Annotated in this window: 14 protein-coding genes; 6 read left to right on the top strand and 8 right to left on the bottom strand. The window is 66.8% G+C overall.

Features of this window, described 5'->3' with window-relative positions; genetic code table 11:
- Positions 1-22: 22 nt before the first annotated feature.
- The 8 genes from CTP10_RS20165 to CTP10_RS20130 all read right to left on the bottom strand — a co-directional run bounded on the left by CTP10_RS20165 (position 23) and on the right by CTP10_RS20130 (position 8870).
- The gene (locus CTP10_RS20165) at positions 23-1189 is read right to left on the bottom strand and encodes a xanthine dehydrogenase family Fe-S subunit (RefSeq protein WP_116319850.1); all 1167 of its coding nucleotides are present in this window, start codon (positions 1187-1189) and stop codon (positions 23-25) included.
- Between the two features lie 8 nt (positions 1190-1197).
- Positions 1198-2025 carry an FAD binding domain-containing protein gene (locus CTP10_RS20160; RefSeq protein ID WP_116319851.1) on the bottom strand — a complete coding sequence of 276 codons (828 nt, stop codon included), beginning with the start codon at positions 2023-2025 and terminating at the stop codon, positions 1198-1200.
- Positions 2026-2028: 3 nt separating this feature from the next.
- Positions 2029-4443, bottom strand: a complete 2415-nt coding sequence (locus CTP10_RS20155; protein WP_116319852.1) for a xanthine dehydrogenase family protein molybdopterin-binding subunit — start codon at positions 4441-4443, stop codon at positions 2029-2031.
- A 127-nt stretch (positions 4444-4570) separates the two neighbouring features.
- Positions 4571-5197, bottom strand: a complete 627-nt coding sequence (locus CTP10_RS20150; protein WP_116319904.1) for an N-carbamoylsarcosine amidohydrolase — start codon at positions 5195-5197, stop codon at positions 4571-4573.
- Positions 5197-6255, bottom strand: a complete 1059-nt coding sequence (locus tag CTP10_RS20145; protein ID WP_116319853.1) for a 2,5-dihydroxypyridine 5,6-dioxygenase — start codon at positions 6253-6255, stop codon at positions 5197-5199. Before CTP10_RS20145 ends, CTP10_RS20150 begins: the two co-directional genes overlap by 1 nt.
- Entirely contained in the window at positions 6246-7124 is an 879-nt protein-coding gene (locus CTP10_RS20140; protein ID WP_116319854.1) for an alpha/beta fold hydrolase, read from the bottom strand. The genes CTP10_RS20145 and CTP10_RS20140 overlap by 10 nt, the downstream gene beginning before the upstream one ends.
- Before the next feature lie 9 nt (positions 7125-7133).
- Complete coding sequence (locus CTP10_RS20135) at positions 7134-7886, bottom strand: maleate cis-trans isomerase family protein (protein ID WP_116319855.1); 753 nt, start codon at positions 7884-7886, stop codon at positions 7134-7136.
- 21 nt (positions 7887-7907) lie between these two features.
- Complete coding sequence (locus CTP10_RS20130; RefSeq protein WP_116319856.1) at positions 7908-8870, bottom strand: amidohydrolase family protein; 963 nt, start codon at positions 8868-8870, stop codon at positions 7908-7910.
- A 451-nt stretch (positions 8871-9321) separates the two neighbouring features.
- On the opposite strand from CTP10_RS20130, the gene CTP10_RS20125 reads away from it, so the two are divergent.
- From CTP10_RS20125 to CTP10_RS20100, 6 genes are all read left to right on the top strand, one after another.
- The gene (locus tag CTP10_RS20125) at positions 9322-10926 is read left to right on the top strand and encodes an MFS transporter (RefSeq protein ID WP_116319858.1); all 1605 of its coding nucleotides are present in this window, start codon (positions 9322-9324) and stop codon (positions 10924-10926) included.
- A 166-nt stretch (positions 10927-11092) separates the two neighbouring features.
- On the top strand, positions 11093-12310 hold the full coding sequence (locus tag CTP10_RS20120) for an ABC transporter substrate-binding protein (protein WP_116319859.1): 1218 nt from the start codon (positions 11093-11095) through the stop codon (positions 12308-12310).
- An 8-nt stretch (positions 12311-12318) separates the two neighbouring features.
- Positions 12319-13092: an ABC transporter ATP-binding protein gene (locus CTP10_RS20115; RefSeq protein ID WP_116319860.1), complete on the top strand. Its 774-nt coding sequence runs from the start codon at positions 12319-12321 to the stop codon at positions 13090-13092.
- Complete coding sequence (locus CTP10_RS20110; protein WP_116319861.1) at positions 13089-13826, top strand: ABC transporter ATP-binding protein; 738 nt, start codon at positions 13089-13091, stop codon at positions 13824-13826. Before CTP10_RS20115 ends, CTP10_RS20110 begins: the two co-directional genes overlap by 4 nt.
- A 12-nt stretch (positions 13827-13838) precedes the next feature.
- On the top strand, positions 13839-14723 hold the full coding sequence (locus tag CTP10_RS20105; RefSeq protein WP_116319862.1) for a branched-chain amino acid ABC transporter permease: 885 nt from the start codon (positions 13839-13841) through the stop codon (positions 14721-14723).
- Complete coding sequence (locus tag CTP10_RS20100) at positions 14720-15769, top strand: branched-chain amino acid ABC transporter permease (protein ID WP_271815873.1); 1050 nt, start codon at positions 14720-14722, stop codon at positions 15767-15769. Before CTP10_RS20105 ends, CTP10_RS20100 begins: the two co-directional genes overlap by 4 nt.
- Positions 15770-15795: the final 26 nt, after the last annotated feature.

The following is a 15795-nucleotide window of genomic DNA, read 5'->3' as shown; positions in this document are numbered from 1 at the left end:
CCGCCTAGCCGGCCAGCGTTGTTCAGCGGGCGCCGAACAAGCGCTTCACACGCTCCCACAGCACGCCGAAGAACATTGCCACCGGGTTCAGGCGCACGGCCTGATTGCGTTCGGCGTCGGATAGCGTCGGGTCCATCCTGCGTGCCACCGACTTGCCGAAGTCGGCGATCATCCGCCGCACGAAGTCGCGCACCAGCCCCGAGCGCGAGAACTGGGCCAGCGGCCCTTGCAGCGAATACTGCAGGTCGACCGCGACTTCGGTCTCGGCGGCGGCCAAGGCCTTGAGCTGGTAGGCAATATCGCCCGCGGCCTTGGAGTTGCTGAGCGAGTCCTGTCCCGCACCCTTCAGCACGCCGCGCTTGTTCGCGTCGTCGCGCTGCAGGCGCGCGGCGCCTTCGAACCTTGCCGACATGGGGCCGAACTTGATGGCGATATGGCCCTTGACCTTTTCCCCGGCCACTTCAGTCAGCACGGCGCCAGGCAGGCATCCCGCCACGGCCGGCAGGTCCGCCATGAAGGCCCATACCTGGTCCAACGCATAAGGCACGGTGAAGCCGCCCTCGATGCGCGACCAGCCCTTGCGGTCGGCCGAGCGTTCCGGCTCGGCGCTGCCGGCCGCCGCGAGGTGCGGCTGCGTGCCAAGCGCCTCGTCCGCGACCGTGAAGCTTGCGAACGGCTCGGTGGCTGTGGCAGCACCGGCATGCCGTGCAATCACGCCGGCGGCCGCGCGGCGCGCGTCCAGCACCGAACGGATGGCGGCGACGATGCCCATATAGCCGGTGCAGCGGCACAGGTTGCCCGACAGTTCATGGCGGATGGTGGCCTCGTCTGCGTAGGGCAGGCGCAGCACGATATCGCGCGCGGTGGCCAGCATCCCCGGCGTGCAGAAGCCGCATTGCAGCGCGTGATGCCGGTTAAAGGCGACGCGCAGGTCGGCCATGACCGCGTCGTCCTCGTAGCCCTCCACCGTGACGATGTCGGCGCCCTGGCAGGCGGCGGCAAAGGTGATGCACGAGCGCACCGGCTTGTCGTCGACTAGCACGGTGCAGGCGCCGCACACGCCGTGCTCGCAGCCAAGGTGAGTGCCGGTCAGGCGATGCGTATCGCGCAGGTAGTCGCCCAGGTGCGTCCGGTCCGCGCACGCGCCGGATACCAGGCGGCCGTTGACGGTGAATTCGATGGTCTGCACGGCGCTCCTCAGTTCAGCAGTTGCGTGACGCAGCGCATCACGACGGTTCGGTACAGCTTGCGGTCGATGGCGTCCTTGCCCGGCGCGGCCTGGGCGACAGCTTCGGCGACGGCATCGGCCGTCAGCGCGGCGGCGCCCTGCGCCGCGACGGCGCGGGTCAGGCCGGGCAGCACCATCGGCGGGCCGTCCAGCGCGCCGAGCACGATGCGGGCGAAGCGGCGGCTCGCGTCGAAGTACGCGGCGCAGCTGGCTTCGGCGAATTCGCCGGTCTTGCGGCACAGCTTGTGGTAGCCCCAGCGGCTGTGCGCGGTGTGCGGCGGCACCCGCACCGCGGCGATCAGCTCGCCGTCGGCCAGCACCGTGGTGTAGGCGCCGAGCATGAACGACTCCATCGGTACTTCGCGCATGCCGGCTGCGGAGGCGATCTCGATGCGCGCACCCAGCGCGGTCATCGCCACGACCCAGTCGGCAGCCGGATCGGCATGTGCAAGGCTGCCGCCGACGGTGCCGCGGTTGCGGATCGCCCGATAGGCGATGCCGCCGGCAACCCCCTGCAGCATGGTGCCGCGCAGCGCTTCGAACACGCCGTCCTCGATCTGCGCGTGGGTCACGCAGGCGCCGATGCGGATGCCGTCGGCGGTCGCGGTCACGTCGCGCAATTCACGCAGCGCCGACACATCGACCACCGTCTCGGGCCGGGTCAGGCGCAGGTTCAGCATGGGCCCGAGCGATTGCCCGCCGCCCATGGCCTTGGAAATGTCGGTGCCCGCGCCCAGGCGGGACAGCGCCTCCGGCAGCGAGCCGGGCGCGTGGTAGGAGAATGCACCAGCTTTCATCGGTCAGGCTGCCTTCCGTTTATGCGCATCGGCCTCGGCCGTCTCCAGCGCTTCCAGGATCTTGCGCGGCGTCAGCGGCGTCTCTTTCAGCTCTACGCCGAAATCGCGCAACGCGTCGTTGACGGCATTGAAGATGGCCGCCGGCGGCGCGATCGCCCCGCCCTCGCCCATGCCCTTGGCGCCAAACTCCGTATGCGGCGACGGCGTCTCGAAATGGTGGATGCGGATCGACGGGATCTCGGTCGGACCCGGCAGCATGTAGTCCGCCAGCGTCGATGCCAGCGGCTGGCCGTTGCCGTCGTAGTGCATGGCTTCGAACATCGCGGTGCCGATGCCCTGCGCCACGCCGCCGTAGGTCTGCCCTTCCACCACCATCGGGTTGATCATGGTGCCGCAGTCCTCTACCACCACGTAGTCGAGGATCTCGACGTGGCCGGAATCGATATCGACTTCCACCGCCACCGCATGCGTGGCGTAGGTAAAGCTGCCGGTATCGACGGCGGGCTTGAAGCCCATCGTGACTTCCAGCCCCTGCGCATCGACGTCCGGCGGCAGCAGATGCGGGTTGATGTACCAGGCGTTGGCGATGCGCGCGATATCGGCGGTACCCCCCTCCCCCGCCTCCCCCGCCTCCCCCGCCGCCACGGCGCCAGCGCGGAACGCCACGGCGTCCTGCGGCTGGCCGAGCATGTGCGCGCCGATCTTCAGCAGGCGGGGCAGCAGCGCCTTGCAAGCGCGCGACACCGCGCCGCCCGACATCACCAGCGAGCGCGAAGCATACGTGCCCGTCGAGAATGGCGTCAGACCGGTATCACCATGCACCACCTTGATCCGCGCGATATCGATGCCGAGGATCTCGTTGGCGATCTGCGCAAAGGTGGTCTCCATGCCCTGCCCGTGCGAATGCACGCCGACCCGCACTTCCAGCCCGCCGTCCGGCGTGATCCGCACTGTCGCCGAATCGAAGCCGGGGATCACCGGCGTGCCCCACGCGGCGAACACCGATGTACCGTGCGCCGATTGCTCGGTGTACGTACCGAAGCCCACGCCGACATAGGTGCTTCCCTGCGGCCCCGCCTGCTGGCGCGCGCGGATCGCGGGCAGGTCAATCATTTCCATGGCCTTGCGTACGCTGGCGGGATAGTCGCCACCGTCGAAGTGCTTGTTGGTGACGTTGACATAGGGCATGGCCTCCGGGGGCACCAGGTTTTCGCAGCGCACTTCCCAGGGTTCGCGCCCGACTTTGCGGGCAATGGCGTCGATCATCAGTTCCATCGCAAAGCAGACGCCGGTACGCGCCACGCCCCGATACGGCACGAAGCCCGGCTTGTTCGTCGCCACGCAAGCGGTTTCGCAGCGGTAGCCGTCAAAGGCGTACGGCCCCGGCAGGTTGCCGATCGCCTGCCCCGGCTCCAGCCCGATGGTGAATGGCCACACCGAGTAGGCGCCGCCATCGATCACGATCTTTGCATCCAGCGCCAGCAGGCGGCCGCGCGCATCGGCATAAGCGGTCAGGTCGTAGTGATGCTCGCGCGAGTTCGCGCCGGCGGTCAGGTGCTCGCGGCGGTCCTCGATAAAGCGGAACGGGCGCTTGTAGGTCAGCGCCAGCCAGGCGATGCACAGTTCTTCCTGCTGCAGCACGCACTTGTAGCCGAAGGCGCCGCCCACGTCCGGCGAGATCACCCGCACGCGCTCCTGCTCAAGCCCCAGGCAGTGCGCCAGGATCGTGCGGATCATGTGCGGCACCTGCGTCGCGCTGTAGACCACCAGCTGGTCGAACTGGTGGTCCCAGTAGGCCAGCACCGCCTTGCCTTCCATCGGCACCATGCACTGGCGAGCCAGGTCGATCTTGCGGCGCACCACGACCGTGGCCTCGCGCTGGCGCGCCTCGAAGTTCTTGTCGGCGGTCAGCGTCAGGAAGGTGTTGTCGCGCCAGTGCTCATGCACACGCACCTCGCCGGCAAGCTGGCGGGCCTGGGTCACGTCGGCCAGTGCGGGCAGTTCGTCGAACGACACGGCAACCTGCTCGGCGATGTCTTCGGCCTCGGCGCGCGTGGGCGCGAACGCCATCGCCACCGGTTCGCCGACGAAGCGCACCTTGCCGCTGGCCAGCGGCGGCTGCGCCGAGGGCTGGTAGGACGGGAACGCCGAATCGGCGACGATGTCGCTGGCCGCCGTCATGTCTTCACGCACAATCACCGCGGTGGCGTGCCCGGACGGCTTGGTCACCGACAGCAGCCGGGCGTGCGCGACCGGGCTGCGCAGGAACGCTACTTCCTGCAGGTCCGGCATGGCAATGTCCGCGACGAAGCGGCCCTTGCCATGCAGGTGCCGCGCGTCCTCCTTGCGCGCCACGCGGGCGCCGACGCCCTGGCCGCGGGCGCTATCCGGGTGATCCGGTTCCATCGACGATGTCATTGCCCTGTCCGTTCCGATGATAAGCGTAGTTTATTCAGCATACTGACCAAAATCCTATGGAAATGCCGGCGGCCCTGTCAATTGCGGCTTTACCGCATCCCGGCGGCCGCCGGCCCCCTTCAGGCGCCTATTCCCGCACGCCAATGGCGGCAAGCCCCTCTGCCCGCGTGGCGACCGTTGCGTACTTCTGCGCCATGTCGAACAGGTTGGCCTCATGCGGCGCCAGCGCGCGGTCGCCCACGCAGTCGGACAGCACCAGCGGGCGGAATCCGTACTGCATCGCATCGACCACGCTGGCCCGCACGCAGCCGCTGGTGACGGCGCCGGCCACCACCAGCGTGCGCACACCGCGCTGCGTCAGCCAGGCCGCCAGCGACGTGCCGAAGAACGCAGATGGCACGGTCTTGCGCACCACCAGTTCGCCCGGGTGCGGCGCCAGTTCTTCCACAATGGCGCTGTTGAAAGCGTGCTCCTTCAGCGTCAGCATGTTCGGCACCTTCATCGAGAAGACGTTGTGGTCGGCCCCGTCATCGGCGTACACGATGCGGCTGTGCGCGATCGGCCAGCCTTCGCGCCGCGCCACCGCGAGCAGCGGCACGGTGTTGGCGATGGCGTCGCGGATATTGCCGCCGCCGAATACCGCCGGATCGGCAAAGCCGTTGACGAAGTCCACGATCAGCAGCCCGAAGGGGCCGTCCAGCTCCAGCGCACTGCCGAAGCCCTGGCGCTGGTACGCGCCGATTTCCTTGTGGATCACGACTTGTCCTCCGGATAGCGGAAACCGTCGGTCACCTTGCCTGCGGTCACCACGTCGACGCCGTCGAGGCGCACGGTGCAGCGGCGCACCGGGATGTCGATATGGCAGGCCGTGGTGCGATGGCCGCCGGCCTCGTTGTTGGGGCCGAGCGAAAACAGGAAATTGCCCTCGAACGCGCGCGCATCCATGCCGATGGTGGCCTCGCGGTCGTACAGGCCCAGCGTCGACCAATGCGCGCGGGGCTGCAGCCCCCAGCCGATATGCGAGATCGCATAGGCTTCCGGATCGTTGAATGACGCCATGTATTCGCTCAGCAGCTCGGCATGGAGCCCGCCTTCGATGCGCGTCGCAAAGCCCGCTTCCACCGTCAGGCGGATCGGCTCGGTGACGTAGGTCTTCTGTGGCAGCAGGATGTCGCCCTTGTCCAGCACGATGGTGCCGCTTGCAGCGCCTTCGTTCGGCCAGGTCAGTGCGAAGCCGCTGGGCCAGTGGTCCCAGCGCCCGGGCTCGTCGACAAAGCCGTACTCGCTGATGGCAGGGAATTCGCCCAGCGGGCAGCGCAGGTCGGTGCCCGCGGGCGAGACGACGTGCATTTCCCTTGCGCTTGCCAGCCGCTGCGAGGCCGCCTTCACGCGTTCGCGATCGGCCTCGCAGGGCACCATGCGCGCCAGCACCTCGGGCGGCTCGACGGCCAGCAGGATTTTGGTCCCGCCCTGCAGGATCTCGTGCTGCTCGGGCGAGAACAGCAGCGTCATCAGGTCCAGCACCAGGTCGCTCGCCTTCAGCGCGGCGATGGCGGCCGGGTTGCCGGTCAGCGGCGTGGTACCGAGGTAGGCGAGCGCATCGCGGCTCAGCGCCTTTTCGCCGTTGACGGGCGGCAGGTCGAGCCGGTTGACGATCGCGCCCATCGACTGCGCGGCGGTGAGCGCGGCGGACAGCGTCTGCGGGTGGGTGGCGGCACTGGTCAGGATGGTGACGGTCTGGCCCGGCTCCAGCCGGGACAGCCGCAGCACCTTGCGCCAGGCCTCGATCATCTGGTGGTCACTTACTGGCATGTCGGCTCCTTGCTCGCAGGTTGCGCCAGCGATTGCGCCAGCGATTGCGCCAGCGGCGCACCGAGGAAATCCCCAAGCGCCGCGTAAAAGCCCGCTTCGTCATCCCACGGGATCATGTGGCCGGCATTGGCGACGTGGCTGACCAGCACGCCGGGCAGCAACGTGCGGATTTCCGCGACGTCTTCAGGCTTCACTACGTCGCCACGACCAGCAGTCACCAGCAGCGTTGGCACCCTGACCTTCGGCATGTCGGCGTGGATATCGTCGCGGTGGAAATCTTCGAAGCTGCGCACCACCGCGTCTTCATTGCAGGTGTGCAGCCATTCGGCACGCAGGCGCAGCTGCTCGTCGGTCCAGGTCGGGCAGAAGCGGCGCATGCCTTCCAGGTCGGTGCCGTCCCGGGACAGCCGGATCGAATCGACGTACCACGGCAGCTGCGCCGGATACGGGCGACGCCCGGGTCCCGAGACGGGCGGATCGACCATCACCAGCCGAGCCAGCCCGCCCGGCTGCCCCGCCGCGGCACGCAGGCCGATCCGTGCGCCCATAGAATGGCCGACCACGCTGTAGCGCTGCAGGCCCAGTGCCTCCGCAAAGGCCACGACGTCGCGCGCCTGTGCATCGAGGCCGTAGTCGAGTTCCGGCTCCGCCGACGACAGCCCGCGGCCGCGCACGTCGAGGATGTAGGTGTCCAAGCACGTGCCGAAGCGTTCGCCGACAAAGCCCCAGGTGATCGCTGGGCTGGTGATGCCTGGCACGATAATGACGGCGTCGCGCGCGGCACGCTCGTCCACATTGCCGCCGTAGCGCAGGTAATGCTGGCGGATGCCATTGGCGTGGACGTGGCTCCCATACAGGAAGGTGCTCATGGCCGCTCCTCAGTAGGCACCGGACAGCAGCGCGCCCGCGCCGGGGACCACGGGCTCCAGATCCAGCGCCTTGAGCATCGCGTAGGTGGTAGCAATGGCGGCAGTGAGCACCGGCTTGCCAGTCATCGCCTCGACCTTGGCCACCGCCGGCAGCGACGGCATCTGCACGCAGGCCGACAGCACGATCACATCCACGTCCCTTGTGTTCATCTGCGCGACGATGGCGGGCAGGCGCGCGGGATCGTGGCGGCCGACTTCCAGGTTGTCGGGGATTTCCAGCGCGCGGTAGTCCACCACTTCATAGCCCTCGTTGCGGATGTAGTCCACGACCAGTTCGGTCAGCGGCTTCATGTAGGGCGCGACCACTGCAATGCGCTTTGCGCCCATCACCTTGAGCGCATCCACCAATGCGCCGGCACTGGTGATGACCGGCGCGTCGCCGCCGTTGGCCGTGGTGTGCGCCTTCAGGCGCTGTTCGGACTGCCGGTGGTAGCCGTGGCCCATTGCCATGATCGCGACCAGACAGGCATAGCCGAGCACGTCGACGCGGGCATCGCTGAGCTCCACCGCGCAGCGGTCGGACTCGGCATCCATCGCCGCCAGCTCTTCCTTGACCACCCTTTTCATCCGCATGCGGCTCGAATGGAAAGTGAAGCGTTCCGGGCGGATCTGCTGGCGCGCCATCAGCATGGCGGGGATTTCGGTTTCCATCGTCGTGTTAGAGCTGGGGACGATCTGGCCGATACGAAAGGCTTTTTGCATGGGGGTTCCCGGTTTGTGCGATCAGAGCTTGAGCAGGCGTTGCGCGTTGCCATGGCAGACCAGCGCGCGCGTGGTGTCGTCGAGCGGCGCGCTGTCGATGAACTGCGCGGCCACTTCGGTGGATTCATAGGGATAGTCGACCGAGAACATCACCGCCTCCGGCCCCAGCTCGGCGATGGCGCCCATCAGCGCGCCGTGCGAGCACACGCCCGAGGTGGTGATGACGATATTGGTGCCGATGTACTCGGAAGGCGCGCGCTCCAGCTTGACGCCGTGCGAATAGACCGCGAAGCGGCTGTCGAAGCGCCAGCGCTGGTACGGCAGGCCCTCGCCCATATGGCCGAGGATCAGCTTCAGCCGCGGGAAGCGGTCGAATACGCCGCTGAACAGCAGGCGCAGCGCGTGCGATGCGGTTTCCACGCCCCACCCCCACGCCGCGCCGGCGAGCTCCGGATGGCCGGCGAGCACCTGCGGCGACACGAAGGCATCGGTCGGATGCAGGTACATCGGCACATCCAGCGCCTGCATGCGTTCCCAGAACGCGTCATACGCAGGGTCGTCGTAGTAGCGACCATGCGTATGGCCGTTTACCAGCGAGCCCTTGAAGCCGAGTTGCAGCACGGTGCGCTCCAGTTCTGCGGCGGCCTGCTCGGGATCCTGCATCGGCAGCGCGGCAAAGCCGGCATAGCGCGTCGGATGGCGGGCGATCTGCGCCGCCAGGAAGTCATTGCTCTCGCGCGCCCGCGCCAGCGCCAGGCCGGCGTCGGGCTCGCCCTGCACGCCGGGTCCGGTTTGCGACAGCACGGTGATGTCGATGCCGCAGCGGTCCATCTCGGCCAGGCGCTCTTCGTCGAAATCGGCAAGGCGGCGACCGAGCTCGGCGAACACCGCCGGGTCGATATGCTGCGTGAACCCTTTGGAATAGGCCTGGAAGCCGGGGGTCATGAAATGCTCTTCCAGGGCGATCTTCTTCACGTAGGTCATGCTGGTGGGGGCTCCTGATGGGTTGAATCGCGTCGTGCCGAGCTTGTCTCGCGTGCGCAAACGCGTGGTCTTGTTAATTGCTCAGTACACTGATTAGTTTCGGATTCTAGTCAGCGGAAATTCAAAAGTCCAGACGCCGCGCGGAGGGTTAACACCTATAACGATGGCCGGGGACGCTCAGTACACTGATTTCAGATGCTCAGTATGCTGACAATATGAAATAGCCGTTTAAATCGGGCTTTCCAGCGCCGTCGCAAGACACCATGTGGCGCTGGCATTGGCCCGCATTTTGCTCAGCATACTGCGTTTCTCATCAGCATACTGACTGATGCACCGGCAGGATGCGGCGCTGCACAGTGGCGGGTCATCAACGACCCGCACTACCGGCGCCGGCACCACCGGGAAGCAGACAAACAATAGAGACAACGGCCTGACCAAGAGGACCCCCGCCATGACGATCAGCCTGACCCGCGCGGAGACGCGCGCCCCAACCTCCGGCATGACTGCCGAAGAACGCAAGGTCATCCTTGCCTCATCCTTCGGCGCCCTGATGGAGTGGTATGACTTCTACATCTACGCGGCGCTGGCGGTGTACTTCGGCGCACTGTTCTTTCCGCCGGGCAATGAAACCGCCGCCTTCCTGGCCAGCCTGGCCACCTTTGGCGCCGGCTTCCTGATCCGCCCCGTGGGGGCGCTGCTGTTCGGGCGCCTGGGCGACCTGATCGGGCGCAAGTACACCTTCCTGGTCACCATCCTGCTGATGGGGGTGGCCACGGTGGGCGTGGGCGTGCTGCCGACGTACGAGCAGATCGGCATCACCGCCACGGTGCTGCTGGTCCTGCTGCGGCTGCTGCAGGGCCTGGCGCTTGGCGGCGAAGTGGGCGGCGCAGTCACGTACGTCGCCGAGCACTCGCCGGCCAGCAAGCGCGGCCTCTACACCAGCTCGCTGCAGACCACCGCAACGCTGGGGCTGCTGGCCTCGCTGTTCGTGGTCTACCTGCTCAAGACCTTCCTGACCGAAGCGGAATTCCGCGCGTGGGGCTGGCGCATCCCGTTCATCGTGTCGCTGGTCATGCTGGTGATCTCGGTCTACATCCGCGGCAAGCTGCATGAATCACCGGTGTTCGCGCGCATGAAGGCGGGCAATGCCACCTCGAAGTCCCCCATCCGCGAGAGCTTCACCCAGTGGAAAAACCTGAAGTCGGTGCTGCTGCTGTTCGTGGTGGCCGCCGGACTCGGCGCGATCTTCGGCACTGGCCATTTCTACAGCATGTTCTTCCTGAACAAGACGCTGCACGTGCCGATCGAAACCGTACACAAGCTGATCGCGGTCGCACTGGTCGTGGCCACGCCGTGCTACCTGTTCTTCGGCTGGCTGTCGGACCGCATCGGCCGCAAGTACATCATGATGGCGGCGTGCCTGCTGGCTGCGCTTTGCACCCAGCCGGTGTTCAAGGGACTGACCCACTACGCCAATCCCGCGCTGGAGCAGTTCCAGCGGCAAGGCACGGTGCAGGTGACCGCCGGCGACTGCAAGGCGCGCCTGTTCGGCGAACCGGTGTCGGCCTGCGACAAGATCCGCGGCTACCTGACCGACCTGGGCGTGGGCTACACCTTCGTGCCGGCCAGCGACCCGGCACAGGCGGAAGTGCGGATCGGCGATCGTACCCTGCAGGGCTTCGACCGCGCAGCCATCAAGGGCGCACTGATCGCGGCCGGCTGGCCCGAGCATGCCGATCCCGCCAGGATGAATACGCCGATGGTGTTCGTGCTGCTGCTGGTGCCGATCCTGTTCCTGGCCATGGTGTATGGCCCGATGGCCGCCTTCATGGTCGAGCTGTTCCCGGCCAGGGTGCGCTACACCTCGCTGTCGCTGCCTTTCCATCTTGGTGCCGGATGGGTTGGCGGCATGCTGTCGTTCGTGGTCACGGCGATGAACGTGTCCAGCGGCGACTTGTACTTTGGCCTGTGGTATCCGGTGGTCATCGCCGGACTCGCCTTCGTCATCGGCATGGTGTTCGTGCCAGAGACGCGCGGACGCGACCTGTCCACCTGAGCGCTGCACCCCGGCGCACTTTCAGGGCGGAGAAATCCGCCCTTTTCCTGAGCATAACTTCAGCATACTGATTTGTTTCCCGAGCGAGCGCAGCGATGGCGTCCGCGTCGGGCGAATGCAGCCATCGCCAACTTCCATCCCTTCGCGCAGACAACCTGGAGCCCCCATGTCCTCCTCTCCCATCCTCCGCACCCTTGCCGCGTCGTCCGCCCTGCTCGGCCTGGCGCAGGCCACTCCCGCCCTGGCCGACGCCAGCGGCGTGAAGATCGGCGTCATCACCGATATGTCCGGCTCCTATGCCGACCTGTCCGGCAAGGGCTCGGTCGTCGCCGCCCAGATGGCCGTCGAGGAGTTCGGCGGCAAGGCGCTGGGCAAGCCCGTCACGGTGCTGTCCGCCGACCACCAGAACAAGGCCGATATCGCGTCGTCGCTGGCGCGCCGCTGGTTCGATACCGACGGCGTCGACATGGTGATCGACTTCCCCAACTCGTCGACCGCGCTGGCGGTGCAGGAAGTCGCGCGCCAGAAGCAGAAGATCGATATCGTTTCCACCGGCGGCGCCATGGCGCTGACCAACCAGAACTGCTCGCCGACCGGCTTCCACTGGGCGTGGGACACCTACTCGGTGTCGTATCCGCTGGTCCGGCGCCTGATCGACCAGGGCCGCAACAGCTGGTACTACATCACCGTGGACTACGCCTTTGGCCAGTCGCTGGAAGCCGACTTCCGCAAGGCGGTCGATGCCGGCGGCGGCAAGAACGTAGGCAGCACGCGCCATCCGCTCAATGCCAGCGACTTCAGCAGCCCGGTGGTCGCGGCCTCGGCCTCCAAGGCCAAGGTGGTGGTGCTGGCCAATGCCGGCAACGACATGATCAACGGCGTCAAGGCGGCCGGCGAATTCGGGCTGATCAAGGCAGGCCAGACGGTGATCACGCCTTCCACCTTCATCACCGATATCAAGAGCCTGGGCCTGCCCGCCGCGCAGGGCCTGACCTATGTCGATCCGTTCAGGCTCGACCTCGACGCAAAGTCGAAGGAGTTCGTCGAGCGCTACTACAAGCGGCAGAAGGCGTATCCCACGCACGGGCAGATCGGCGTCTATTCCGGTGTGCTGCACTACCTGAAGGCCGTGGAAGCCGCCAAGACTGTCGAGGGCCCGGCGGTGGCGGACAAGATGCGCGCCCTGCCCGTCAACGACGCCTTTGTGCGCAATGGCAAGGTCCGTATCGATGGCCGCATGGTGCACGACATGTACCTGGCCCAGGCCAAGACGCCGGCGGAATCGAAAGGCCCGTGGGACCTGGTCAAGTACATCGGCACGATCCCCGGCGACGAGGCCTTCCGTCCCCTCTCCGCCAGCGAATGCCAGCTGGTCAAGAAGTGAGCGCGCCAATGCCTGAGCAAGACGTAATCCTGCGCACGCAGGGGCTGACCAAGGCGTTCAAGGGCTTTACCGCCGTCAGCGATGTCAGCCTGTCGGTGCGGCGTGGCTCGATCCATGCGTTGATCGGCCCCAATGGCGCCGGCAAGACCACCTGTTTCAACCTGCTGACCAAGTTCCATGCCCCGTCGTCCGGCTCCATCCATTTCAACGGTGCCGACATCACCGCGCTGCGGCCGGCGCAGATCGCCCGCATGGGCGTGATCCGCTCGTTCCAGATTTCGGCGGTGTTCCCACAGCTGAGCGTGCTGGAGAACGTGCGCATCGCACTGCAGCGCAAGCTGGGTACGTCGTGGCATTTCTGGCGCGGCAAGCGCTCGCTGTCGCATCTGGATGCGCGTGCCATGGAATTGCTGGACGACGTGGGCCTGGCGGGCTTCGCCCATCTCGGCACGGCGGAACTGGCCTATGGGCGCAAGCGCGCGCTGGAACTGGCCACCACGCTCGCCACCGATCCCGAGCTGATGCTGCTGGACGAGCCCACGCAGGGCATGGGCCATGAGGACGTCGAGACCGTGACCGCGCTGATCAAGCGCGTGTCGGCGGGACGGACCGTGCTGATGGTGGAGCACAACATGGGCGTGGTGTCGTCGATCGTCGATCGCATCACGGTGCTGCAGCGCGGCGCAGTGCTGGCCGAGGGCACGTATGACGAAATATCCCGCAATCCGCAGGTGAAGGAAGCCTATATGGGAACCACGGAAGACCAGCAGGAGGCCGCATGACCGCAACCGCCACACCGGCCCTGGAGTTGCGGGGCCTGCAGGCCTGGTACGGCGAATCGCACATCCTGCACGGCGTGGACCTGGCGGTCCAGCCGGGCGAAGTGGTGACGCTGCTCGGGCGCAACGGCGCGGGTCGCACCACCACGCTGCGCGCCATCATGGGACTGGTCGGCACGCGCAAAGGTTCGGTACGCGTGTTCGGCCAGGAAACCATCGGCATGAAGACGCACCGCATCGCGCCGCTGGGGCTGGGGTATTGCCCCGAGGAGCGCGCCATTTTCGCCAGCCTGTCGTGCGAAGAGAACCTGATGCTGCCGCCAGCCTTCGAGGCAGCGCCGGGCGCGACGGGACTGCGCGAGCCCATGTCCGTTGCCGAGATCTACGAGATGTTTCCCAACCTGCACGAGCGGCGCAAGAGCCAGGGCACGCGCATGTCGGGCGGCGAGCAGCAGATGCTGGCGGTGGCGCGCATCCTGCGCACCGGCGCCAGCGTGCTGCTGCTCGACGAGATCTCGGAAGGGCTGGCGCCGGTGATCGTGCAGAAGCTGGCGAAGATGATCGCCACGCTGCGCCGCCGGGGCTACACCATCGTCATGGTGGAACAGAACTTCCGCTTCGCGGCGCCGCTGGCGGACCGCTTCTTCGTGATGGAGCACGGCCGCATCGTGGAGGCCTTCGCCGCCAACGAGCTGGAACGGAAGATGCCCGCGCTCAACGCCCTGCTGGGCGTGTAAGGAGACCTTGTCATGGAATTGTTTGGAGTGCCCCTGCCCGCGCTGCTGAGCCAGCTGCTGCTGGGGCTGGTCAACGGATCGTTCTACGCGATCCTGAGCCTGGGGCTGGCCGTGATCTTCGGCCTGCTCAACGTGATCAACTTCGCGCATGGCGCGTTGTTCATGCTGGGCGCGGTGCTGGCGTGGATGGGCCTGAACTACCTTGGGATCAACTACTGGCTGATGCTGCTGCTGGCGCCGCTGGTGGCCGGTGCGCTGGGCGTGGTGCTGGAGCGCACCATGCTGCGTCACCTGTACCGCTTCGACCACCTGTACGGGCTGCTGCTGACGCTCGGCATCTGCCTGCTGATCGAAGGCTTGCTGCGCTCGGTCTATGGTGTCTCCGGCCTCACCTACCCCACCCCGGAAGCGCTGACCGGTGTCAGCCAGCTGGGCTTCATGGTGCTGCCCAACTACCGTGCCTGGGTGGTAGTGGCTTCGCTGACGGTGTGCTTCGTCACCTGGTACATGATCGAGAAGACCCGGCTGGGCGCCTATCTGCGCGCCGGCACCGAGAATCCGCGCATGGTGGAGGCGTTCGGCGTCAACGTGCCCCTGCTGGTAACGCTGACCTATGCCTTTGGCGTGGGCCTGGCGGCGCTCGCGGGCGTGCTCGCCGCGCCGGTGATGCAGGTGTCGCCGCTGATGGGGCAGAACCTGATCATCACGGTGTTCGCGGTGGTGGTGATCGGCGGCATGGGCTCGATCCTCGGTTCGATCTTTACCGGCCTGGGGCTGGGTGTGTTCGAAGGCATCACCAAGGTCTACTACCCCGAAGCCTCCGCGACCGTGGTCTTCGTCGCCATGGTCTGCGTGCTGCTGGTGCGACCGGCCGGCCTGTTTGGAAAGGAGAAATGATGGCAAGCCCCACTTACGCAACGCGGCCGCTGCTCGCGTACGGACTGCTGCTGGCAGCCCTGCTGCTCGCGCCCTGGCTGGGTGCCTACCCCGTGCTGGTGATGAAGCTGCTGTGCTTCGCGCTGTTTGCCTGCGCCTTCAACCTGCTGCTGGGCTATACCGGCCTGGTGTCGTTCGGCCATGCCGCCTTCTTCGGCGGCGCGGCCTACGCCTGTGGCTATGCGATGAAGTCGCTGCACCTGACGCCGGAACTGGCGCTGCTCGCCGGCACCGCCTTCGGCGCCTTGCTGGGGCTGGTGTTCGGCGCGCTGGCGATTCGCCGCCAGGGCATCTACTTCGCCATGATCACGCTGGCGCTGGCGCAGATGTTCTACTTCTTCTGCCTGCAGGCACCGGTGACCGGCGGCGAAGACGGCATGCAGGCGGTGCCGCGCGGCGAGCTGTTCGGCGTGCTGCCGCTGACGTCCGACCACACCATGTACTACGTCGTGCTGGCGATCACGGCCGCGGCCTTCCTTGGCATCATGCGCATCGTCAACTCGCCCTTCGGGCAGATCCTGCGCGCGATCAAGGAGAACGAGCCGCGCACGGTCTCGCTGGGCTATGACGCGGATCGGTTCAAGCTGCTGGCGTTCGTGCTGTCGTCTGCGCTGGCGGGGCTGGCCGGCGCGCTCAAGACCCTGGTGCTGGGCTTCGCCACGCTGACCGATGTCCACTGGATGATGTCGGGCTCTGTGATCCTGATGACACTGGTCGGCGGCATGGGCACGCTGTCCGGCCCGCTGGTCGGCGCGCTGGTCATTGTTGCGCTGGAGAACAAGCTGGGGGATGCGGGCAACGCGCTGGCGGCCATGACCGGGATCGGCTGGTTCGATACGCTGGGCGAATCGGTCAGCATGGTGACCGGGTTGATCTTCGTGGTCTGCGTGCTGACGTTCCGCCGCGGCATCATGGGCGAGATCCTGGCGCGCTGGCAGGCACGTCCGGCGTCGCAGCACAGTGCGGCAACGGCAACGCCCGGCACCGCCCGCGCCAGCCAGGGTTAACGAGGATATTTCGCGCCATAAACATC

The organism is Cupriavidus sp. P-10 (assembly GCF_003402535.2).
Taxonomy (GTDB): Bacteria; Pseudomonadota; Gammaproteobacteria; order Burkholderiales; family Burkholderiaceae; genus Cupriavidus.
This window is presented reverse-complemented; position numbering and strand designations above follow the sequence as displayed.